We start from the raw sequence: 17,791 nt of genomic DNA on the forward strand, positions 1-17,791 counted from the left end.
GATATAGACCAGACCACCGTGAACACCACCCTCGCCCGCACCGGCCGGATCCTCGGCGTGGCATGACACAGGACCGCTCGGCGTAACGTTTGCACCGGATGCCCGGTGAGCAGGCCGGTTTCACGATTGGTGTCGGGTCTCTAACGGCGCCTCCCGTCACCGGTTCCGTGTCGGTCGTCGGCCGACGTCGGCAGCGTATCCGGTCCAGTCGCCGGCGCTGGCTTGTTGCCAGTCGACGGCGACGTTGATGTGGATGCCGAGGGTGCGGGCGAGGATCGCGGCGGGTACCTCGGCGGCGAGGGCGAACAGGGCGGCCGAGCGGGCCGGGTTGGGGCGGATTCCGAGTGCGCGCAGCCGTTTGCCCATTTGGGCGGTGCTGAGTGGCCTTCCGGGTTGTCCGCCGGGGAACAGCCACGGTGAGGCGCCTCGCTTGCCGATTGCGGCGTGTCCGGTGCGGGTGTCCACCAGGGTCGCGACGAGGGTGGACAGCGGTTCGGGCAGCGCGACGGGACTGCTGCCCAGCTTCAGGTGGAGCCCGTTCGCCCTGGTGGTGACGTCGTCTGTGGTCAGGCTGGTGATCGTTGAGGCGCGCTGTGCGTAGAGAATGACCAGCAGCCCGGCTACCCGGTCCTCGGGTTTGACGGTGTCGTCGTGCAGGAGGCGGCGGGCGATGTCCCATCGCTGTTCACCATCGATCAGCTCTGCTGGTCCGCGCCAGCTGCGGCTGGTGCCATCAAGTGAGCTGCTCACCAGCTTGCTGGTGGTGGCCCAGCGCAGGAACCCGCTGCCGCCGTGGCGGTAGCGGGTATCCGGATCGCTGAGCCATCGATCGATGTCGGCTTGAGTGCAGCTGGACAAGCTGAGTTGCCGGTCGGTGAGCCAATTGAGCAGCACAGCCGCTCCGCGGAGACGGGTCCGGATGCCGGTGGCCTGCCCGTAGCTGACCGGTCGGCCGCGGTTGCGTGCACGCAACCGCCGCAAGAGTTGCCAGGTTGCATAGTGGCGCGCCAGCTTCCGGTGTCCAGGATCGGTGACCGTGTCGACGGTGTCGGTGAGCCATCGTTCGAGGCGGGCGAGGTGTTCGTCGCGATCGGTCAGGGCCCCGGTGGCGACGAGCACGCTGCGCAGGTGCTCGACCGGCTTGCTGGGCCCGAGGTCGTCGAGGGCGTCGTGTGTCAATGCTCTTCTGCCGCTGCCGAGGTCGCCCAGCACCGCCGCAGCGGAACTTCGGGAGAGCCACTTGAGCACTGTTCGTGGGAGGTCAATCGTCGCAAGGGTCCGGTGCAGCTCGGTCAGCTCGGGTCTGATGACGCCGGTCCCGTCCGCAAGCAAGGTGCCCAGGCGTTCGTCGAGAACACACCGCGGGCATGGGTGGTTGCCGACGAGACGCTCGGCGGTCCCGCACCGCGGACACGGCTGCCACAGCGAGGAACCGGATTCGGTGCAACCGGCACACAACGGCGTCTCGAGAGTCCCCGATCGGATCGGCTTGACCTCACCGCATTGCGCGCAGCGGGCCCAGCGTTGCTGACATGCCTGGCACCAGGGCTCGCCGGTGACCTGGGAGATCTCGGCCGGCCCGTGGCTGCCACAGACCGAGCACGTCAGTTGCTTTCGCGGTCGGCAGTTCCAGCAGAACGGGCCCTCTGGGGTGCGCGCTTCGACCGGCATGCGACGTCCGCAGCCACCGCAGTCTTCGTGGTTGGCGGGGTCGGTGAGCACGCACCTCGAACACAAGGGCAGCCCTTGGTCGTCTCGGCCAGCCGGTTCGCGAGGCTTTCCGCAGCGCGAGCACGGCACCGCCCGTCCCACGCTGCTGCACCGCCGGCAGATGCGTTGTCCGTCGCGCAGGCGGTTCAGTGGAGTGACTCGCCCGCAGCCGGGACAGGGCGGCCGCACGATGCCGGTGGCTCCGGCCGCGCAGAGGGCGTCGATCAGCCGCAGCACCGCCGGTATCGGCGCCAGATGCCCGGAGCCTGTGAGTAGTTCCGGGTGGTCCTCGATCGCCCAGGCCAACCTGCGGCGTGCCGTTGGTCTGGGTGCCGCAAGTGCTGCGGCGGTGATGATCGTGGTGGCCTCAAGCGACGGATCGCAGTTGGTGATGACGTCGACGAGCACTGTGTCGGGATCGCGGGAGTCGGGCACCGGGCAGTGAAGGCAGTGTGGTCGTCCGTGACGGTCTCTCCGGTTGACAGGCCGCGTGTTCCCGCACGCGGCGCATTGCTCCTGTGGTCGCCCGCACGTGTGGCAGTACCAGTTCTCGCCGATCCGGGCGAGGGTGCCGTTCAGTGGTCGTTCGCAGTCGGTGCAGTGGGGAGCGGCGATCCGTTCGGCGCCGGCGGCGCGTGCCGCGACCAGCAGCTCGCCTACAACCAGCGGTGCGGGCGAGCGGCCGTCGACCAGCAGGCCAGGGCGGGCTTCTAGGGCGAGCGCCAGCCGACGCGCCTTCGCCCGACCAGGCGCGACGTCGGTAACCACTTGCCGCGCGGTGACGGGGTCGAATCCCGGATCGGTCCCCGCGAGCAGGTCCACGATCGAGCCCACCGGATCAGTGACCGCCCGATCCGGTGCCGCGGTGCCGGTCACGGCCGGTCTGTGCCGGCGATGCGCGCCCGCTTGGGTCGCAGGTCACCGACCCCCTCCGTCGCGGTCCCGCCCGCCGCCGCCCGGGTGGGCTTGGCCGAGGCAGCCGCGACGGGCTCGATGAGGTCGGTCATCGCACAGTCGAGGACGTCGAGGAGCGCCATCAGGACCTTCAGGCTCAACCGTTCCGGGCGTTCGACGACCAGTCGGTAGACCTGCGACGAGGACAGCCGGATCCCACGCTGTGCCAGAGGTTCGATCAGGTCGGTGGTCGAGAACATGCCCCGGGCGGCCATGACCTGGCGCAGATGCCAGTGGTAGTCCAGTTTCGCCGCCATCACAGGCTTCTTTTCTCGAACGGTCCCGTCTCGAATGCCGGCGACAACGCTCGGCGCAGTGCGCTGTTCATGAAGTCGTTGCTGACATGGGTGTAGATCGCCGTCGAACTGTCGCACTCGTGCCCGACCTGGGACTGGATGAACCGGCGGTCCACACTGTCCTCGGTCAGATGGGTGACATAGGAGTGCCGCAGCGAATGCGGCACCAGCACCGACGGCAGCCCGAGTGCGTCGCGGTACGCGCTGAATCGGGCGTTGATCTCCGCCGACTTGATCCGCCCGCCGCGTTCGGTCACCCACAACGCGGGATGATCGACGTGCCCGAACCGCGGGCGAACGTTCTCGACGTAGTCGGCCACCGCCTCGACCGCCCAGCCCATCACCGCCGCAACATTGCGGCGCCGCGGCATCTGCCCCCGCTTGGCCTTGCCGTAGCGCACGTGCAGCATCCCGTACCGGCCGAACTCCGGGGCCGCGGGATTGCGGCCCCAGTCGACCACGTCGAGTTTGGCAGCCTCCGTCCGGCGCAGTCCCCACCCGTAGATCACCTTGAACAGCGTCGCATCCCGATATGCGGCCAGGGCTCCCTTGCGGCCCGTGCGCACCGCCCACTCGACCTGGTCGTCCGCATAGTCGAAGAACTGCTGCAGCTCGTCCCGAGTGAACGGACGCGCATCCGGGTTGCCCTCGTAGTCGTTCAGGTGGGCGATCGTGTTCCACTCGTGGACGATCGGCACCGGATGCATGCCAAGTCCGAATTCGTTCTCGCACGCGCGGACCCATCCGTAGCGCGGATCGGTGAGGTACTCGGTGAACAAACGCAGGTGACACTGGTACTGCCGGATCGTCGACGGCGCCAGGTGATGTTCGGCGGTCAAGGACAACGACCACTCGTCGACCTGCCCGGCCGACCACAACCACGGATACTCGTTGGTGAACGCCATGAACCGCTTTACGACCTGCTCGCGCTTCGTGATGCCCTCGTCGCGCAGACCACGGGCGGTCTGCTGCGCCCGAAACCCCCGCAGCATCGCCTCGACCATCGCGTCCTCCGGGCGGAGCTGCACGACCCCGGACACGAGTTCGAGGTGCGCCGCCCCCGCCAGATCACCACGGCCCATCCGCTCCTCCACCCACCCAGAAGTCCACCCGTTAAATGCTGAAATCATGCATCTAACGGGATCTCTAGGCAAGTGATGCAGGTCAGACCCGATCCTCGGGACGCTCGATTTCCCGCATTCCGGAGCGCAGCTACCAGGCGACCAGCCAGGACCCACTCACCAGATGCAATTCCCAAGGGTTTGGCGACACCCTGGTGGTGTGGCGGCTCGATCGGCTCGGCCGCTCCCTGCCGCATCTGCTTCAGGTGGTCACCGATCTCGAGGAACGGGGCATCGGGTTCCGGTCGGTGACCGAGTCGATCGACACCACCACGGCCGGCGGCAAGCTGATCTTCTCGATCTTCGGTGCGCTCGCCGAGTTCGAGCGCAACCTCATCCGTGAACGCACCTCGGCCGGACTTGCAGCGGCCCGAGCTCGGGGCCGGGTCGGGGGCCGGCCGCCGAAGATGACGGCGAAGAAGATCAAGCAGGCGAAGTTGATGCGCGACAACGGAATGAGTCAGGTCGAGATCGCGGAGATTCTTGGGGTTGGTCGTACGACGCTGTATCGGCATTTGCAGTAGAGGTGGGGTGACCACAGTCCGGCAGTCACGCCCTGCGGAAACGCTTCGCCCGTAATGAACTGTGCGAGCGCCGACGCAGCGAAGGGCTGATCGTTCCGCGGCGTTCGGGTTCGACCGTGCTGTCCCGCACGGCCGGGTTGGGTGAGCGCCGAAGGTGGATTCGGCCAGATCACCACCGGTGGCGAGGTCACACGTGTGCCGCGGGACCGTGTCAGCCTGTGCGGACAGCACGGCGCCATGCGGTCTCTCGCAGCAGCCGCAGTCCGTTGAGGCCGACGAGGATGGTGGAGCCTTCATGGCCGGCCACCGCCAGCGGCAACGGCAGGGTGCCGACCAGGTCCCAGGTCACCAGGGCCGCGATGACCGAGGCGGCGATGGCGAGGTTGGCGATGACCACGCGTCGGGCCCGCCGTGCCAGGTGGATCACCGTGGGGATGGTGGTGAGGTCGTCGCGGACGACGACCGCGTCGGCGGTCTGCAAGGTCAGGTCCGATCCGGCGCCGCCCATGGCGATACCGACATGCGCAGCGGCCAGCGCGGGGGCGTCGTTGATGCCGTCGCCGACGACGACAACTTTTTCTCCGTCGGCCTGCAGCGCGCGTACGGCGGCGACCTTGTCGTCGGGCAGCAGCCCGGCCTGTACCTCGCTGATGCCGACCTCGGCGGCGAGCCGTGCGGCGACGACCGGATTGTCGCCGGTCAGCAGCGTGGGGGCGGTGCCGATGAGCGCCCGAGTGGCGGCCACGGCGATCGCTGCCTGCGGGCGCAGTGTGTCGGTCAGGCCCAGCACCCCGACGGGATGATCGTCGCGGGTGACGACCACCGCGGTGTAACCCTGGTTCTGGAAGTCCTCGACCACGGTAACGGCGGGGGTGTGGGTGCTGTGTCGTTCGAGCAGCGCGGCCGGGGCGCCGACAGTGACGATGTGGTCGTCGATCAGGGCGGAGACCCCGCGGCCCGGCAGTGCGGTGAATTGCTGTGCTGCCGGCCAGGTCAGGGTGCGGGTATGTGCGGCGCGCATGATCGCCGCGGCGAGCGGATGCTCGCTGGGGTGTTCGGCAGCGGCCGCCCACCGCAGCACTTCGTCGGGGTCGACTCGCGGGTCCACCGCCTCGATCCGGACGAGTTCGGGGGTGCCGTGGGTCAGGGTGCCGGTCTTGTCGAATGCGAGGCGGGTGGCGGTGCCGAGCTGTTCCATCACCACGGCGGATTTGACCAGCACCCCGTGGCGGCCGGCGTTGGCGATGGCAGCCAGCAGCGGTGGCATCGTTGCCAGCACCACCGCACACGGGGACGCGACGATCATGAATGTCATCGCCCGCACCAGTGCACGTTCGAGCGGTTCGCCGAACAGCAGTGGGATGGTGAACACCGCGAGGGTCACCGCGACCATGCCCACCGAGTAGCGCTGCTCGATCTTCTCGATGAACAACTGCGTGGTGGCCTTGGTGCGGCCGGCCTCCTCGACCAAAGTGGCGATGCGGGCGATCACCGAATCGGCGGCCCGGCGAACCACCCGCAACCGCAGGACACCGGTGCCGTTGACGGTCCCGGCGAACACCTCGTCCCCGGCGGTCTTGTCCACCGGCAGGGGCTCGCCGGTGATGCTGGCCTGATCGACCTCGCTGCCCCCGCCGATGACCGTCGCATCGGCCGGGATCCGCTCCCCGGGGCGCACCAGCACCAGGTCGTCGACCTCGAGTTCGGCCGCGGCAACCGAGTGTTCCCGGCCGTCGGCATCGAGGCGGGTGGCGGTCTCCGGGGCGAGCTCCAGTAGTCCGCGCACCGAGTCCTCGGTGCGGGCGGTCGCCCATGCTTCCAACGCGCCGGAGGTAGCGAAGATGACGATCAGCAGTGCGCCGTCGGTGATCTGCCCGATGGCCGCCGCGCCGATCGCGGCGAGGACCATCAGCAGATCCACATCCAAGGTCTTGTCCCGCAGCGCCCGGATCCCGGCCGCGCCGGGTTCCCAGCCGCCGGCGGCGTAGCAGGCCAGATACAGCGCCCACCATGTCCAGGTCGGCGCACCGGCGAACTGGGCGATCAGACCGAGGAGGAACAGGACGAGGGCTGCGCCGGCCCAGCGGACCTCGGTGAGTTCGAACAGGGTCGTACGGCGTACCGCTGTCGACGGGGGCGTCGGATGCGGATGGGTGGATGTGGCGGTCGGTGCGACCACAGGTCACCTCCAGGGCGACAGACAACAGATGCGAACCACGATAACAGAACAAATGAAGAGGTCTTCATGTATTGATTTCGGGGTAGGCTCCGCGGTCATGGGACACGGAATCGAGGGCCGCGACCGCCCGGCCGCCCGGCTGGACGCCGAGTCCGCCGCCCATGTCGCCACCACCTTGCAGGCCTTGGCGACGCCGAGCCGATTGTTGATCCTCACCGAACTGCGCCACGGCCCGCGCCCGGTCACCGAACTGGCCGAGGCCGTCGGAATGGAGCAGTCCGCGGTCTCCCACCAGCTTCGCCTGCTCCGCAATCTCGGCTTGGTTGTCGGCACCCGAGCGGGCCGTTCCATCGTCTACAGCCTCTACGACAACCACGTCGCCCAACTTCTCGACGAGGCCGTCTACCACAGCGAGCACCTGCGCCTGGGATTGTCCGATCAACCCGAAACCGCCGGCTGAGCCCCTCCCGCGACCGATGCCGAGGCGAGGTGCACTTGGTACCGGTCCCCTCGGTCGGCGGCGCCGAGTGGTGGGACCGCGCTCGGCAGTATCGGGTCACTCGAGGGTGTAGAGATCGTGCGCGGTGGCGGCATAGGCGGTGTCGGCATCGACGGCCAGCAACGCCTCGACCGGACCGACCATTGCCTTCTGTTCCCAATTTCGACCGGTGTGGCTGCGCCAGGCGACACCGTCGGTGTCGACACCCCACAGGGATCCGTCACCGGCGGCGGAGAGCAATACCAGTGTGGGGGCCTCGGGAATGGTGGTGAAGGTGCGGGCGGTATCGGTGCTGTGCTGCAGCCCCTCGGCGGTGGCCGCCCAGACACCGCTGTCGGTGACAGCCAGTGCTGCGGCGGCCAGCGGGGCTCCCGAACTCCACGTGGTGCCGGCGTCGGTGGAGACCAGCAGTCCGGTGGTTCCGTCGAAGCCGACGAGCACCGTCCCGTCGGTGGCCAGGGCGTGGAAGTCCACCTCTCCGGTCAGGGATTTCGGGGTCCATGTCCGTCCGCCGTCGATGCTGTCGATCAGTCCGAGCGGGTTCGGTGCCGAACTCGACGGTCCGGGATGTCCGGAGGCGAAGAGCCGATCGGTGCCGGGCACCCCGGTCAGTCCCATGAAGTCGTCGTCGGAGGTGCCGACCCGGGTGGTGCGCCCGTCGACGCCGAGGGTGACCAGGCCGGTGTGAGTGCCGGCCAGGATCGTGCCGTCGGCACCGAGGTGTAACCCGTGCAGGTGATCGAGGGCAGGGGTCAATGCCACCGCGGGCACCTCCGCGGTCGGGACAGACCCCGATCGGGTCGGTGTCGTAGCGGGCTGCTGGGTCGAGCATCCGACGAGCACGGTCAGGGCAGCGGCGACGAGCACACCCCGGCAGGGGCGCGCGAACGATATCCACATGGACGCAGAAGAACTTTCTCTCTGGGGCAGGGCCACGCAGGTCAGGTGCGGGCTAAGTGGGCGGGGTCGAGGTCGAGGCGGCGCAACAGTTGTGCGTTGAGGGCAACGACGATGGTCGAAACCGACATGAGCACCGCGGCCACCGCCGGGGAGATCGCCACCCCGACGAAGGCGAGCACACCGGCGGCCAGGGGCACAGCGATGATGTTGTAGCCGGTCGCCCACACCAGGTTCTGCCACATCTTCCGGTAACTGGCGTGGGAGAGCTCGATGATCGACAGCACCGCCCGCGGATCGTTCGCCGCCAGCACCACCCCGGCGGATTCGATCGCCACATCGGTACCGGCACCGATCGCCACCCCCACGTCGGCGCGGGCCAGGGCCGGGGCGTCGTTCACCCCGTCGCCGACCATGGCGACCTTGTGCCCGCGCTGCTGCAGTTCGGTGACCTTCGCGTCCTTGTGCTCGGGCAACACCTCGGCGAAGACCTCGTCGATGCCGAGATCGGCGGCGACGGCGTCGGCGACCTGCCGGGCATCACCGGTGATCATCGCGACCTTGACTCCGCGGGCGTGCAGGGCGTCGATCGCCTGGCGGGACTCCTCCCGGACCGCGTCCTCGAGCGCCACGGCACCGAGCACCCGATCACCTTCGGCGATGTGCAGCACCGACGCTCCGCGCTGCACCCACTGTTCGGTGACGGCGGTGACCTCCTCGGGTACCGACAACGCCAGGTCGGTGAGCATCGCGGGGCCGCCGACGGTGACCTCGGTGCCGTCGACGACCGCGCGCACGCCACGGCCGGGCAACGACCGGAAGTCGGTGGCGGTGATCTTCTCGCCCGTCGGGACACCGGTGTCCGCTGCGGCCACGATCGCGCGTGCGACGGGATGTTCACTGTCGGCTTCGACCGCGGCGGCGCGGGCCAGCAGATACGACTCGCCGATCCCTGCGGCGGTCGTGACATCGGTGACCTGGTGCCGTCCCTGGGTGAGGGTGCCGGTCTTGTCGAACAGGACCACCTCGACGGTGCGCATGCGTTCGAGCGAGAGCCGGTCCTTGACCAGCACACCGGCTTTGGCGGCGCGTTCGGTGGAGATCGCGATCACCAGCGGGATCGCCAAACCCAGGGCGTGGGGACAGGCGATGACCAGCACGGTGACCGTGCGCACCACCGCTTCGTCGACGTTGCCGAGCAACGCCCACACCACGAAGGTGAGCAGCCCGGTGATGGCGGCAAAGTAGAACAAGAACGCCGCGGCCTTGTCCGCCAGCGCCTGTGCCCGCGAGGAGGAGGCTTGAGCGTCGGCGACCATGCGTTGGATGCCGGCCAGGGCGGTGTCCTCACCGATGGCAGTGATCCGTACGCGCAGGGCGCTGTCGGTGGCGACGGTGCCGGCGACCACCGTGTCACCGCTCTCGCGGGTAACGGTCTTCGATTCGCCGGTGATCATCGACTCGTCGACCTCTGCGCGCCCGTCGACGACCGTGCCGTCGGCCGGGACGCGGGCCCCGGCCCGCACGAGCACCACGTCGTCGAGGGTCAACTCCGACAGCGGCACCTCCTCGGTGCCGTCGTCGGTGATCTTCTCGGCGGTGTCGGGCAGCATCGCCGCCAGCGCGTCGAGCGCTCCCGAGGCCGAACCGAGGGCACGCATCTCGAGCCAGTGCCCGAGCAGCATGATCACGATCAGCAGCGCCAGCTCCCACCAGAAGTCCAGGTCGAAGCCGCCCAGGCCGAGCGTGGTGATCCACGAGGCGGCGAAGGCGACGCTGATGGCCATCGCGATCAGCAGCATCATTCCCGGGCGGCGCGAACGCAGTTCGGCCCAGCCGCCGGTGAGGAACGGCATGCCGCCGTAGGCGAAGATCACCGTGCCCAGCACCGGCGGAATCCACATGGCCCCGGGGAAGTCCGGCATGGGATAGCCGAGCAGCTCGGCGACCATGTGGCTGAACCCCACGACCGGGATCGACAGGATCAGCGACACCCAGAAGCGGCGGCGGAACATCTCCCCGTGCGCGCCGTGCCCGGCGTGCCGGTCGTGGCCGCCGTGCCCGGTGTGTTCGGCGGACCCGCCGAGGTGGGCGAGGTGTTCGCCGTGCCCGGCATGCGCATCTTCCGCGTCGGGCGGCGGGCTCTGTGTGGAGGTGCCGTGATCGTGTCCGGCCGGCGCCGGATGGGAGTGTCGGTGTTCCGGGTGCGACATCGAAAAGCTCCTGTCTGGGGCGGCCGACGGGGGTGAGCGGGGTGCGTTAGAGGGTGTCGAGCAGTTGGCGCATCGTCTCGATTTCCTGCTGCTGGGTCTCGACGATGCTGCGGGCCATCACCACCGCCTCGGGGAACTGTCCCTCGGCGATCTCGGTCCGTGCCATCTCGACGGCGCCTTCGTGGTGGGTGATCATCTGCTTGAGGAACAGGCGGGCCGCGTCGGTGCCCTGGGCATCCGATAGTGCCTGCATGTCCTCGTCGCTCATCATCCCGTCCATCCCGCTCATGCCGTCGCTCATCCCATCCATGCCCATGCCCGTGCCTTCGTCCGTGCCGGGCATGTCGTGAGCCCCGTCGGGCATCGAGGTGGGTGCACCCCACTGATCGAGCCAGGACTCGAGTTGGTCGATCTCCGGACCCTGCGCGGCCTTGATCTGCTCGGCCAAGGCACTGACCTCGGCGGGGATGTTGTCCTTGGCCAAGATCATGTCGCTCATCTCGATGGCCTGACTGTGGTGCGGGATCATCATCTGCGCAAACATCACATCGGCATCGTTGTGTGCCGCGGTCTGTTCGGTGGGCGTGCTCGCCGAAGCTGGCGAGGTCGAGGTCGCGGCCGTGGTGCCGGTGTCGGAGTCGCTGCAGGCAGCGGCGGTGAACACCACCGCCAGGGCGGTGACGCCGGCAGCAAGGGTCTTCTTGTTCATCAGGGTGTGTTCCTTTCTCGAACGAGCACAGGCATCGTGATGGCCCAGTTCGGCCTCGCCGGTCGGCAGGACCCAGGTCACGCCAGGTAGGACACGGTGGTCATCATTCCGGCTTCCTGGTGATAGGCGTTGTGGCAGTGCAACGCCCATTGACCCGGGTTGTCGGTGTCGAATTCGATCTCGACGGTGCGCATGGGCCCGATGGTGACGGTGTCCTTGCGCAGTCCGGTATCGGTGAGCGCGAAGGTGTGTCCGTGCAGGTGCATGGGGTGGAACATGTCCGACATGTTGCGCATCCGCATGCGCACCCGTTGCCCTTCGTTGACGGTCAGCGGTGCACTGTCGGGGTGGGCGCGGCCGCCCAGGGTCCAGCGGTACGGCGACATGGTGCCGCCCATGTCCACGCTGTGGTACAGATCGTGATCACGTTCGGTCAGCCGCACGTACTCCCGTGGCGCAAGGTCGGTGCCGAGCAGTACCCGCCGATCGAGCTCGTCGGGACGGGGTTGTGGTGGCAGCTCGCCAGAGGCGGTGCGCACCACGGCCTGCCCGTGCCCGGTCTTGCCCTCGGCCTGAGCGAACAGCGGGAACACCCCGTCGTCGAGGGTGACGAGTACGTCGACACGCTCACCCATGCCGATGAGCACTGCGTCGGTGTCCTGCGGTACGACCGGGAAACCGTCGGTGTGGGTGACCGTCATCCGGTGTCCACCCAACGCGACCCGGAAGGCGGTGTCGGCGGCGGCGTTGACGAACCGGATCCGTGCTCGTTGTCCGGGTGCGGCGGTCCAGACCATCGGATCGTCGGGCACGCGCCCGCCGAGCAGGAAGTGGGGATAGCGCACGTCCCCGGCGCCCCCGAGCAGCGGGGAGAGCATCGTTTCCCCACCCATGTCCATATCCGTGGCGTCGTGGTCCATCGTGCCCATCGCGGCGCCGTCACCGTTTCCTGCTCCGCTGCCGATGCCGAGCTCGCGGGCCACCTGGTCGGGGGTGCGGCCGGTGCCGTCGAGCCAGTCGTCGAGCACCACGATCCATTCGTGGTCGTAGTCGCCCGGCTCGGCCGGATCATCGATGATCAGCGCACCGTAGAGCCCGCGGTCGAGTTGCAGACCCGAATGCGAGTGATAGAAGTACGTGCCCGCATGAGGGACGGTGAACTCGTAGACGAATCGGTCTGCGGTGGCGATCGGGTCCTGGGTCAGCCCGGGAACACCGTCCATGTCGTTGCTCAACGCCAGCCCGTGCCAGTGCACACTCGTCTCCGCTGGTAGCTGGTTGTCGACCTCCACCCGCAGGAGATCCCCGGCTCGGGCACGGATCAGCGGTCCCGGCACCTGATCGTCATAGGCCCAGGTGGACACGATGCGTCCCCCGAGGTCCACCTCGACCGGACGCGGCGTCAACCGGGCCGAGACCACCTGCTGGCCCGGGACACGTCGCTGCTGCTCGAGACGACGCACCACCGGTGACGTGGCGGCCACCGGCACGCCGGTCGCCGCCCCCGCCCCGGAACAGGCCGCCAGGACTCCGGCACCGGTCAGCATCGAGCCGATCAGGAAGGCTCGGCGGGTCAATCTACCCACGGACCTGCCCTCGCCGATCAGCAATCGCAGCGAGGTTGCCGGTCTGCGTCAATACCTGCCGCCGGGCGACGAACTCATCGGAGTCGATGTCGCCTCGGGCGAACCGCTCTTCGAGCATCCGCAGCGGATCACCCTCATGCTCGATGCCAGCAGGACCGCTCGTACGGTCGGCGCGGAACATGACGGCCACCAGATAGATCACCACCGTCCAGAACGCGAGCATGCACACGGCCATGACGGTCCATCCCGCCCAACCGATGTCACCGACCCAGCCCATCATGATCGTCTCCATCCCTCGGTTTCGTAGCTTCAGCATCGGGTTCCCACCCCACAGGTTCGATGGAGGTCGTATGAAGATTTGCTCAAGAAACTCCTTGTCGCGTCGCCGCGATACCGGCACCGCGACGGTGCTGGCGATGATGGACCCCATGACCTCCTCTGCTCGACCACCCGCACCCGGCAGCGACCCGGCGACGCCGGCGCGTCCCTCCACCGGCTTGCGGGCGATGGTCGTCGAGGACGAACCGTCACTGGCGGATCTGGTGGGCTCCTATCTCGAGCGGGACGGTTTCGAGGTCGCGGTCACCGGCGACGGCGCCGAGGCCGTTCCCCTCGCCCGGCAGGTCGATCCCGATGTGGTGGTCCTCGACCTCGGACTGCCGGGCCTGGACGGGGTGGAGGTGTGCCGGCAACTGCGGACCTTCTCCGACGCCTACGTCGTGATGCTCACCGCCCGCACCGAGGAGATCGACACCCTGATCGGGCTGTCCGTCGGCGCCGACGACTACATGACCAAACCGTTCAGCCCCCGCGAGCTGACAGCGCGCATCCAGGCCATGCTGCGCCGTCCCCGCACCACCATCGCCGCGACCGTTGCGCAGCCACACCGCTTCGGGGACCTGGCCCTCGACGTCGACGGCCGCGAGGCCACCGTCGCCGGGCGGCCGATCGCCCTGACCCGCACCGAATTCGACATCCTTGCCGCCCTGGCACGCGATCCCGGAGTGGTGCTCACCCGCACCCAGCTGATCGAAGCGGTATGGGGGCCGAGCTGGGTCGGTGACGAACACCTGGTCGACGTGCACATCGGGCACCTGCGCCGCAAACTCGGCGACGACGCCACCCGCGGCCGCTACGTGCGCACCATCCGCGGTGTCGGCTACCGAATGGGCACCGGATCATGACCGCCCGATCGTCCACACCAGGCGGGTCCCTGCGCCGCACCATCAACACCGCGAGTTTCGGCACCCGACTGTTCCTCGCCCTGACCGTGGTGGTGCTCGGCTGCGCCGTCAGCGCCTGGATCGTGGCCTCGGCGCTCGCACCCGGCATCTTCCACGATCACCTCGGTCAAGCCGGCATCGACCACAACTCCAACCAGGCCCATCACGTCGAAGAGGCCTTCACCTGGGCGATCATCCTCGCCTGGGGACTGGCCATCGCCATCGCGGTGCTGCTGTCCCTGGCGGTGAGCTGGTACATCGCCCGGCGCGTTCAACGGTCGCTGACGGCGGTGACCACCTCCACCGCCCAGATCGCCGCCGGCCGCTACGACACCCGCATGCACAGCCCCGGACTTGGCCGCGAATTCGACGATCTCACCGTCACCGTCAACGAAGTCGCCCGCCGCCTCGAAGCCACCGAAACCACCCGGCGCCGGATGCTCGCCGACCTCGGTCACGAGATGCGCACCCCGATCGCCACTTTCGACTCCTACCTCGAAGCCCTCGAAGACGGCGTCCGCAGCCTGGACGAGGACACTCTGCAAATCCTGCGTGCCGCCACCCAACGCCTCGACCGCCTCGCCCAGGACATCACCGCCGTCTCCCGCGCCGAGGAACATCTCACCCGCATCATCCCGGTCCCCACCGACACCGCAACCCTGATCACCGCAGCCGCCGAGGCGGTCCGCACGCGCTACGACGACAAGAGCGTCACCCTCGAGACCTGCATCGAGCACTCCGTGCCGGTCACTGTCGACCCGGACCGGTTCGGGCAGGTCCTGGGCAACCTGCTCGACAACGCGCTGCGCCACACCCCCGACGGGGGCACCGTCACCATCACCTGCCGGCAGACCGACCCCACCTACGCCGAGATCGTGGTCGCCGACACCGGAGAAGGTATCGCCGCCGAACACCTCGATCACCTCTTCGACCGCTTCTACCGAGCCGATCTCGCCCGCAACCGCCGCCACGGCGGCAGCGGAATCGGCCTGACCATCACCCGCGCACTCGTCGAGGCCCACCAGGGCCGGATCCGCGCCGACAGTGCTGGCCCTGGCCGCGGGGCACGGTTCATCATCGACCTGCCCATCAGCAGCGCACCGCGGATGTAGGGCGCTCACCTCACGAAGTTCCTACTCCGCCAAGCATCGGATTCGGCCACGAATTGACTGCTGCAAAGAACCAGGAGCCACTTCAACTGCCAGAGTCAGGGCGTCCATCCCGGCGCAACGAAGTCTCACCACTGCTCTGGCCCTGTACTCGAAATCATGCTGGTTAGGGATCGTCGAACAGCACACGCCGTCAACCCCACCGCTCATGAGCAGATTGATGGCTGACCTTCGCGGCTCCTCCAATGTCGGACCACGATGCGCCGGATGCTTTGCGAGGGCGTTCGCGATCGAGTCGCTCAACGTCCGGTACCGGCGGACGAACCAGGCTCGTGGGCATTTCCCAACGAGCAGCCGCGCTCGCGTGCCTGTATCTGCCACTCGTGCTCTGGACCCGACCGGCAAAGGACGCGCACGATGGACATCACGGTGGAAGGAGCCTTGAACGCTTTCGCGATCGCCTTCGAAGGACGAATCACCCTGAACACCAACTAATCCGATGTGTCAGAAACGAATCCACCGATTACCTGATAGTCCATCAGGGAACCCTGACACCTTCGGAGTGGAATCGGGTCTCAGCAACGGGGCTGCTTATATTCCCCTAGAAGACGAGGGGCACCCATATGTGAAGGTTCCGGTCGAAGGCTGAACTCTCCGTTTCAGCGGAACGCGGGAACGCTTCGGTGCTTCACCGTCTACGCGGGGACGGAAGTAGGGTTCATTTTTTTTGTTCGACAGTGCAACGTTCGAGGAGGGTCGCCAACTTTCCGGAGTCGATGCGGTCGTTGTCGCCGGCGATTCCTGTGGAAACGAGGATATGGTCGACAAGGCCTATGAATGACTCGACGTTGTCCGGCGTGACACCGCTGGCCAAGGCGAGCGGATGGTTGTGGAGTCCCTGGCGAAGGGCCTCGAGTTTGTGGGTGTCGGCGGCTAGTCCTGTGCCGGGTCCGGAGGTGGTGGGGATATCGACGTGGCGGCGTGCGAGTTCGCCCAGGCGGGGAAGATCGGATTCTGAGACGGGGGTTTGGTATTTGAAGGCGATGCCGCCGAAGTGCAGTCCGGTCCATCCGGTTCGTTCTCGTGCTGAGTGGAGTGAACGGAACTCGTGGTCGTCGCCGTCGAGGGAGACGCCGGCGTTGTCGGTCCAGATGGCGTCGAGAGGAATACCGCCAGGAAAGTGCGGTGCGAGGATGTTCAGTGCCTCAGTTGCGCTGCGGCGAATGACGTTTGCGCCCAGGAAGATGTCGGGTTGCTTCAGGCGGACGTGATCGATGCATCGGGCCAGGCGGATGTCATCTGCGTCGTGATCGATGAGAAAGACTCCGGAAATGGGATGTCGACGAGCGACCTCGACTTGTTCGGACACCTGGTCGAGATCGTGGACGTGGATCACGGGATATATGCGCATCGCGATGCTCCTGCTGGTTGCGTTGGAGGTGTCAGGGTCGTACGCGTGTCACCGTGGATGGGGCAAGGCCCCACTCCGAACGTCCGAGTCGGCTCGGCGGTGCGACCTTGGAAAAGTCGGGGAGTCCGTCCTTGGCCAGTACGGCGCTAGCGACAACGACGTTGACGACGCGTCCGAAGATCAATGAGCAGTTTCCCATCTCCACGATCGTGTGCTTGACGCATTCGAACGCGATCGGCGCTTCGGCAACTCGAGGGACAGCCAGGACGTCGCTGTCGTGGGGGTTCATTCCCGCCTGGGTGAACTCATCGATCTCGTATGGAAAGGATTCGGAGGTGGCGTTGATGGGGTCGATGAGTGTTTCGGTCCCGATGTTCACAACGAATTCACCGGTTTCGGTGATGTTGCGCCAGCTGTCCTTGTGACCGACCGAGTTGAACTGCACGATCGGAGGCTTGGTGGAGGCAACGGTGAAGAAGCTGTACGGGGCGAGATTCAAGATCCCGGCGCTCGAGCGCGTCGACACCCAGGCGATGGGGCGCGGCACCACCGAGGCAGCCAGGACGTGATAGAAGTCCGCAGCACGCATCACGGCCGGATCGAAGCGAGTATATGGGTCGGCGGTCGGGTCGATCGAGTACATGGGGGAGCGGCCTTGGGTCAACAGCACGCCCCGGCGGTAAGGATGTCCAGGCGTTTGGCCAGGTTCTTGTCCAGATGGGCAACGGTGCTGATCAGGTGGGTTCGCAAGGCTTGGCGGGCCTGCTCGGGCCGGTGCGCAACGCACGCTGCGAGCATGCGTTCGTGTTCTTCGCGGCGGAGGGTGAGTTGGTCACCATCCTGTTCGCTGGTGACACGGTAGCGTTCGCTGTTGAGCCAGGTCGGGTCGATGGAGCGGAGCATCCATACCGAGCCGGCGGCGCGGTAGATGGCGTAGTGGAAGTCCTTGTGTGCGATGCGAGCCTCGATGATGTCGCCGTCTTCGAGTGCGATGCGCTGCCGTTCCAATGCCTCGCGGGCCGCCGCTTCGTCGTCTGCGTCGAAATTTTCGGCGGCGCGGCTGCAGAGGATGCCTTCGAGCGTGATGCGGGTCCGGTAGGTGTCGATGAGGTCGTCCGTCGATATTTCTCGGACCCGCGCCCCCTTGTGGGGGGTCATCTCGATCACGCCGATGGCCTCGAGCTGGCGGAGTGCCTCGCGGATGGGCATCATGCTCATCCCGAAGGTGGTCGACAGCTCTTGCAGCCGGAGTGGAGCGCCCGGCGGGATATCACCGTTGCAGATGGACTCGAGAATGGCGTTGTACGCCTGTTCGAGTGTTGTCGAGCGCTTGGGTTTCTTCACTCCGGCTGCGGTCATA

Annotated in this window: 15 protein-coding genes and 2 pseudogenes; 5 read left to right on the forward strand and 12 right to left on the reverse strand. The window is 67.3% G+C overall.

Going from position 1 to position 17,791, the window contains the following annotated elements; translation table 11 throughout:
- Nucleotides 1-156: 156 nt before the first annotated feature.
- The 3 genes from KXC42_RS12700 to KXC42_RS12710 are packed head-to-tail and all read right to left on the reverse strand — an operon-like array spanning nt 157 to nt 3,964.
- Nucleotides 157-2,586 carry a site-specific integrase gene (locus tag KXC42_RS12700; RefSeq protein ID WP_219129102.1) on the reverse strand — a complete coding sequence of 810 codons (2,430 nt, stop codon included), beginning with the start codon at nt 2,584-2,586 and terminating at the stop codon, nt 157-159.
- A complete protein-coding gene (locus KXC42_RS12705; protein WP_219129103.1) occupies nt 2,583-2,921 on the reverse strand; it encodes a helix-turn-helix transcriptional regulator in 339 nt (112 codons plus the stop codon). The genes KXC42_RS12700 and KXC42_RS12705 overlap by 4 nt, the downstream gene beginning before the upstream one ends.
- Entirely contained in the window at nt 2,921-3,964 is a 1,044-nt protein-coding gene (locus KXC42_RS12710) for a tyrosine-type recombinase/integrase (protein ID WP_219130483.1), read from the reverse strand. Before KXC42_RS12710 ends, KXC42_RS12705 begins: the two co-directional genes overlap by 1 nt.
- Nucleotides 3,965-4,224: 260 nt before the next feature.
- On the opposite strand from KXC42_RS12710, the pseudogene KXC42_RS12715 reads away from it, so the two are divergent.
- Nucleotides 4,225-4,605 (forward strand): annotated as a pseudogene (locus KXC42_RS12715) (recombinase family protein); the annotation flags it as partial.
- 211 nt (nt 4,606-4,816) lie between these two features.
- Here the strand turns inward: KXC42_RS12715 and KXC42_RS12720 are convergent.
- Nucleotides 4,817-6,784, reverse strand: a complete 1,968-nt coding sequence (locus tag KXC42_RS12720; RefSeq protein WP_052040155.1) for a heavy metal translocating P-type ATPase — start codon at nt 6,782-6,784, stop codon at nt 4,817-4,819.
- 97 nt (nt 6,785-6,881) lie between these two features.
- On the opposite strand from KXC42_RS12720, the gene KXC42_RS12725 reads away from it, so the two are divergent.
- Entirely contained in the window at nt 6,882-7,244 is a 363-nt protein-coding gene (locus KXC42_RS12725; protein ID WP_006554865.1) for a metalloregulator ArsR/SmtB family transcription factor, read from the forward strand.
- Between the two features lie 96 nt (nt 7,245-7,340).
- On the opposite strand, the gene KXC42_RS12730 is transcribed toward KXC42_RS12725, so the two are convergent.
- The 5 genes from KXC42_RS12730 to KXC42_RS12750 form a co-directional block, all read right to left on the reverse strand.
- The gene (locus KXC42_RS12730) at nt 7,341-8,183 is read right to left on the reverse strand and encodes a F510_1955 family glycosylhydrolase (protein WP_006554866.1); all 843 of its coding nucleotides are present in this window, start codon (nt 8,181-8,183) and stop codon (nt 7,341-7,343) included.
- Nucleotides 8,184-8,224: 41 nt separating this feature from the next.
- On the reverse strand, nt 8,225-10,393 hold the full coding sequence (locus KXC42_RS12735; RefSeq protein ID WP_219129104.1) for a heavy metal translocating P-type ATPase: 2,169 nt from the start codon (nt 10,391-10,393) through the stop codon (nt 8,225-8,227).
- Between the two features lie 46 nt (nt 10,394-10,439).
- Complete coding sequence (locus tag KXC42_RS12740; RefSeq protein ID WP_219129105.1) at nt 10,440-11,102, reverse strand: DUF305 domain-containing protein; 663 nt, start codon at nt 11,100-11,102, stop codon at nt 10,440-10,442.
- Between the two features lie 77 nt (nt 11,103-11,179).
- Nucleotides 11,180-12,688 carry a multicopper oxidase family protein gene (locus tag KXC42_RS12745; RefSeq protein ID WP_219129106.1) on the reverse strand — a complete coding sequence of 503 codons (1,509 nt, stop codon included), beginning with the start codon at nt 12,686-12,688 and terminating at the stop codon, nt 11,180-11,182.
- Nucleotides 12,681-13,118 carry an SHOCT domain-containing protein gene (locus KXC42_RS12750; protein WP_231913121.1) on the reverse strand — a complete coding sequence of 146 codons (438 nt, stop codon included), beginning with the start codon at nt 13,116-13,118 and terminating at the stop codon, nt 12,681-12,683. The genes KXC42_RS12745 and KXC42_RS12750 overlap by 8 nt, the downstream gene beginning before the upstream one ends.
- Before the next feature lie 76 nt (nt 13,119-13,194).
- On the opposite strand from KXC42_RS12750, the gene KXC42_RS12755 reads away from it, so the two are divergent.
- From KXC42_RS12755 to KXC42_RS27300, 3 genes and pseudogenes are all read left to right on the forward strand, one after another.
- A complete protein-coding gene (locus KXC42_RS12755) occupies nt 13,195-13,872 on the forward strand; it encodes a response regulator transcription factor (RefSeq protein ID WP_033098383.1) in 678 nt (225 codons plus the stop codon).
- Nucleotides 13,869-15,023 carry a cell wall metabolism sensor histidine kinase WalK gene (locus KXC42_RS12760; protein ID WP_052040156.1) on the forward strand — a complete coding sequence of 385 codons (1,155 nt, stop codon included), beginning with the start codon at nt 13,869-13,871 and terminating at the stop codon, nt 15,021-15,023. Before KXC42_RS12755 ends, KXC42_RS12760 begins: the two co-directional genes overlap by 4 nt.
- A gap of 283 nt (nt 15,024-15,306) precedes the next feature.
- A pseudogene (locus KXC42_RS27300) lies at nt 15,307-15,515 on the forward strand (IS256 family transposase); the annotation flags it as partial.
- A gap of 223 nt (nt 15,516-15,738) precedes the next feature.
- On the opposite strand, the gene KXC42_RS12765 reads toward KXC42_RS27300, so the two are convergent.
- Genes KXC42_RS12765 through KXC42_RS12775 form a run of 3 tightly spaced genes read right to left on the reverse strand, consistent with a single transcriptional unit; the run spans nt 15,739 to nt 17,790 of the window.
- On the reverse strand, nt 15,739-16,416 hold the full coding sequence (locus KXC42_RS12765; protein ID WP_219129107.1) for a hypothetical protein: 678 nt from the start codon (nt 16,414-16,416) through the stop codon (nt 15,739-15,741).
- 46 nt (nt 16,417-16,462) lie between these two features.
- On the reverse strand, nt 16,463-17,074 hold the full coding sequence (locus KXC42_RS12770; protein WP_033098385.1) for a flavin reductase family protein: 612 nt from the start codon (nt 17,072-17,074) through the stop codon (nt 16,463-16,465).
- 17 nt (nt 17,075-17,091) lie between these two features.
- Nucleotides 17,092-17,790: a GntR family transcriptional regulator gene (locus KXC42_RS12775; RefSeq protein ID WP_033098386.1), complete on the reverse strand. Its 699-nt coding sequence runs from the start codon at nt 17,788-17,790 to the stop codon at nt 17,092-17,094.
- Nucleotide 17,791 lies beyond the last annotated feature (1 nt).

The organism is Rhodococcus sp. LW-XY12, assembly GCF_019317345.1.
Taxonomy (GTDB): domain Bacteria; phylum Actinomycetota; class Actinomycetes; order Mycobacteriales; family Mycobacteriaceae; genus Rhodococcus; species Rhodococcus pyridinivorans.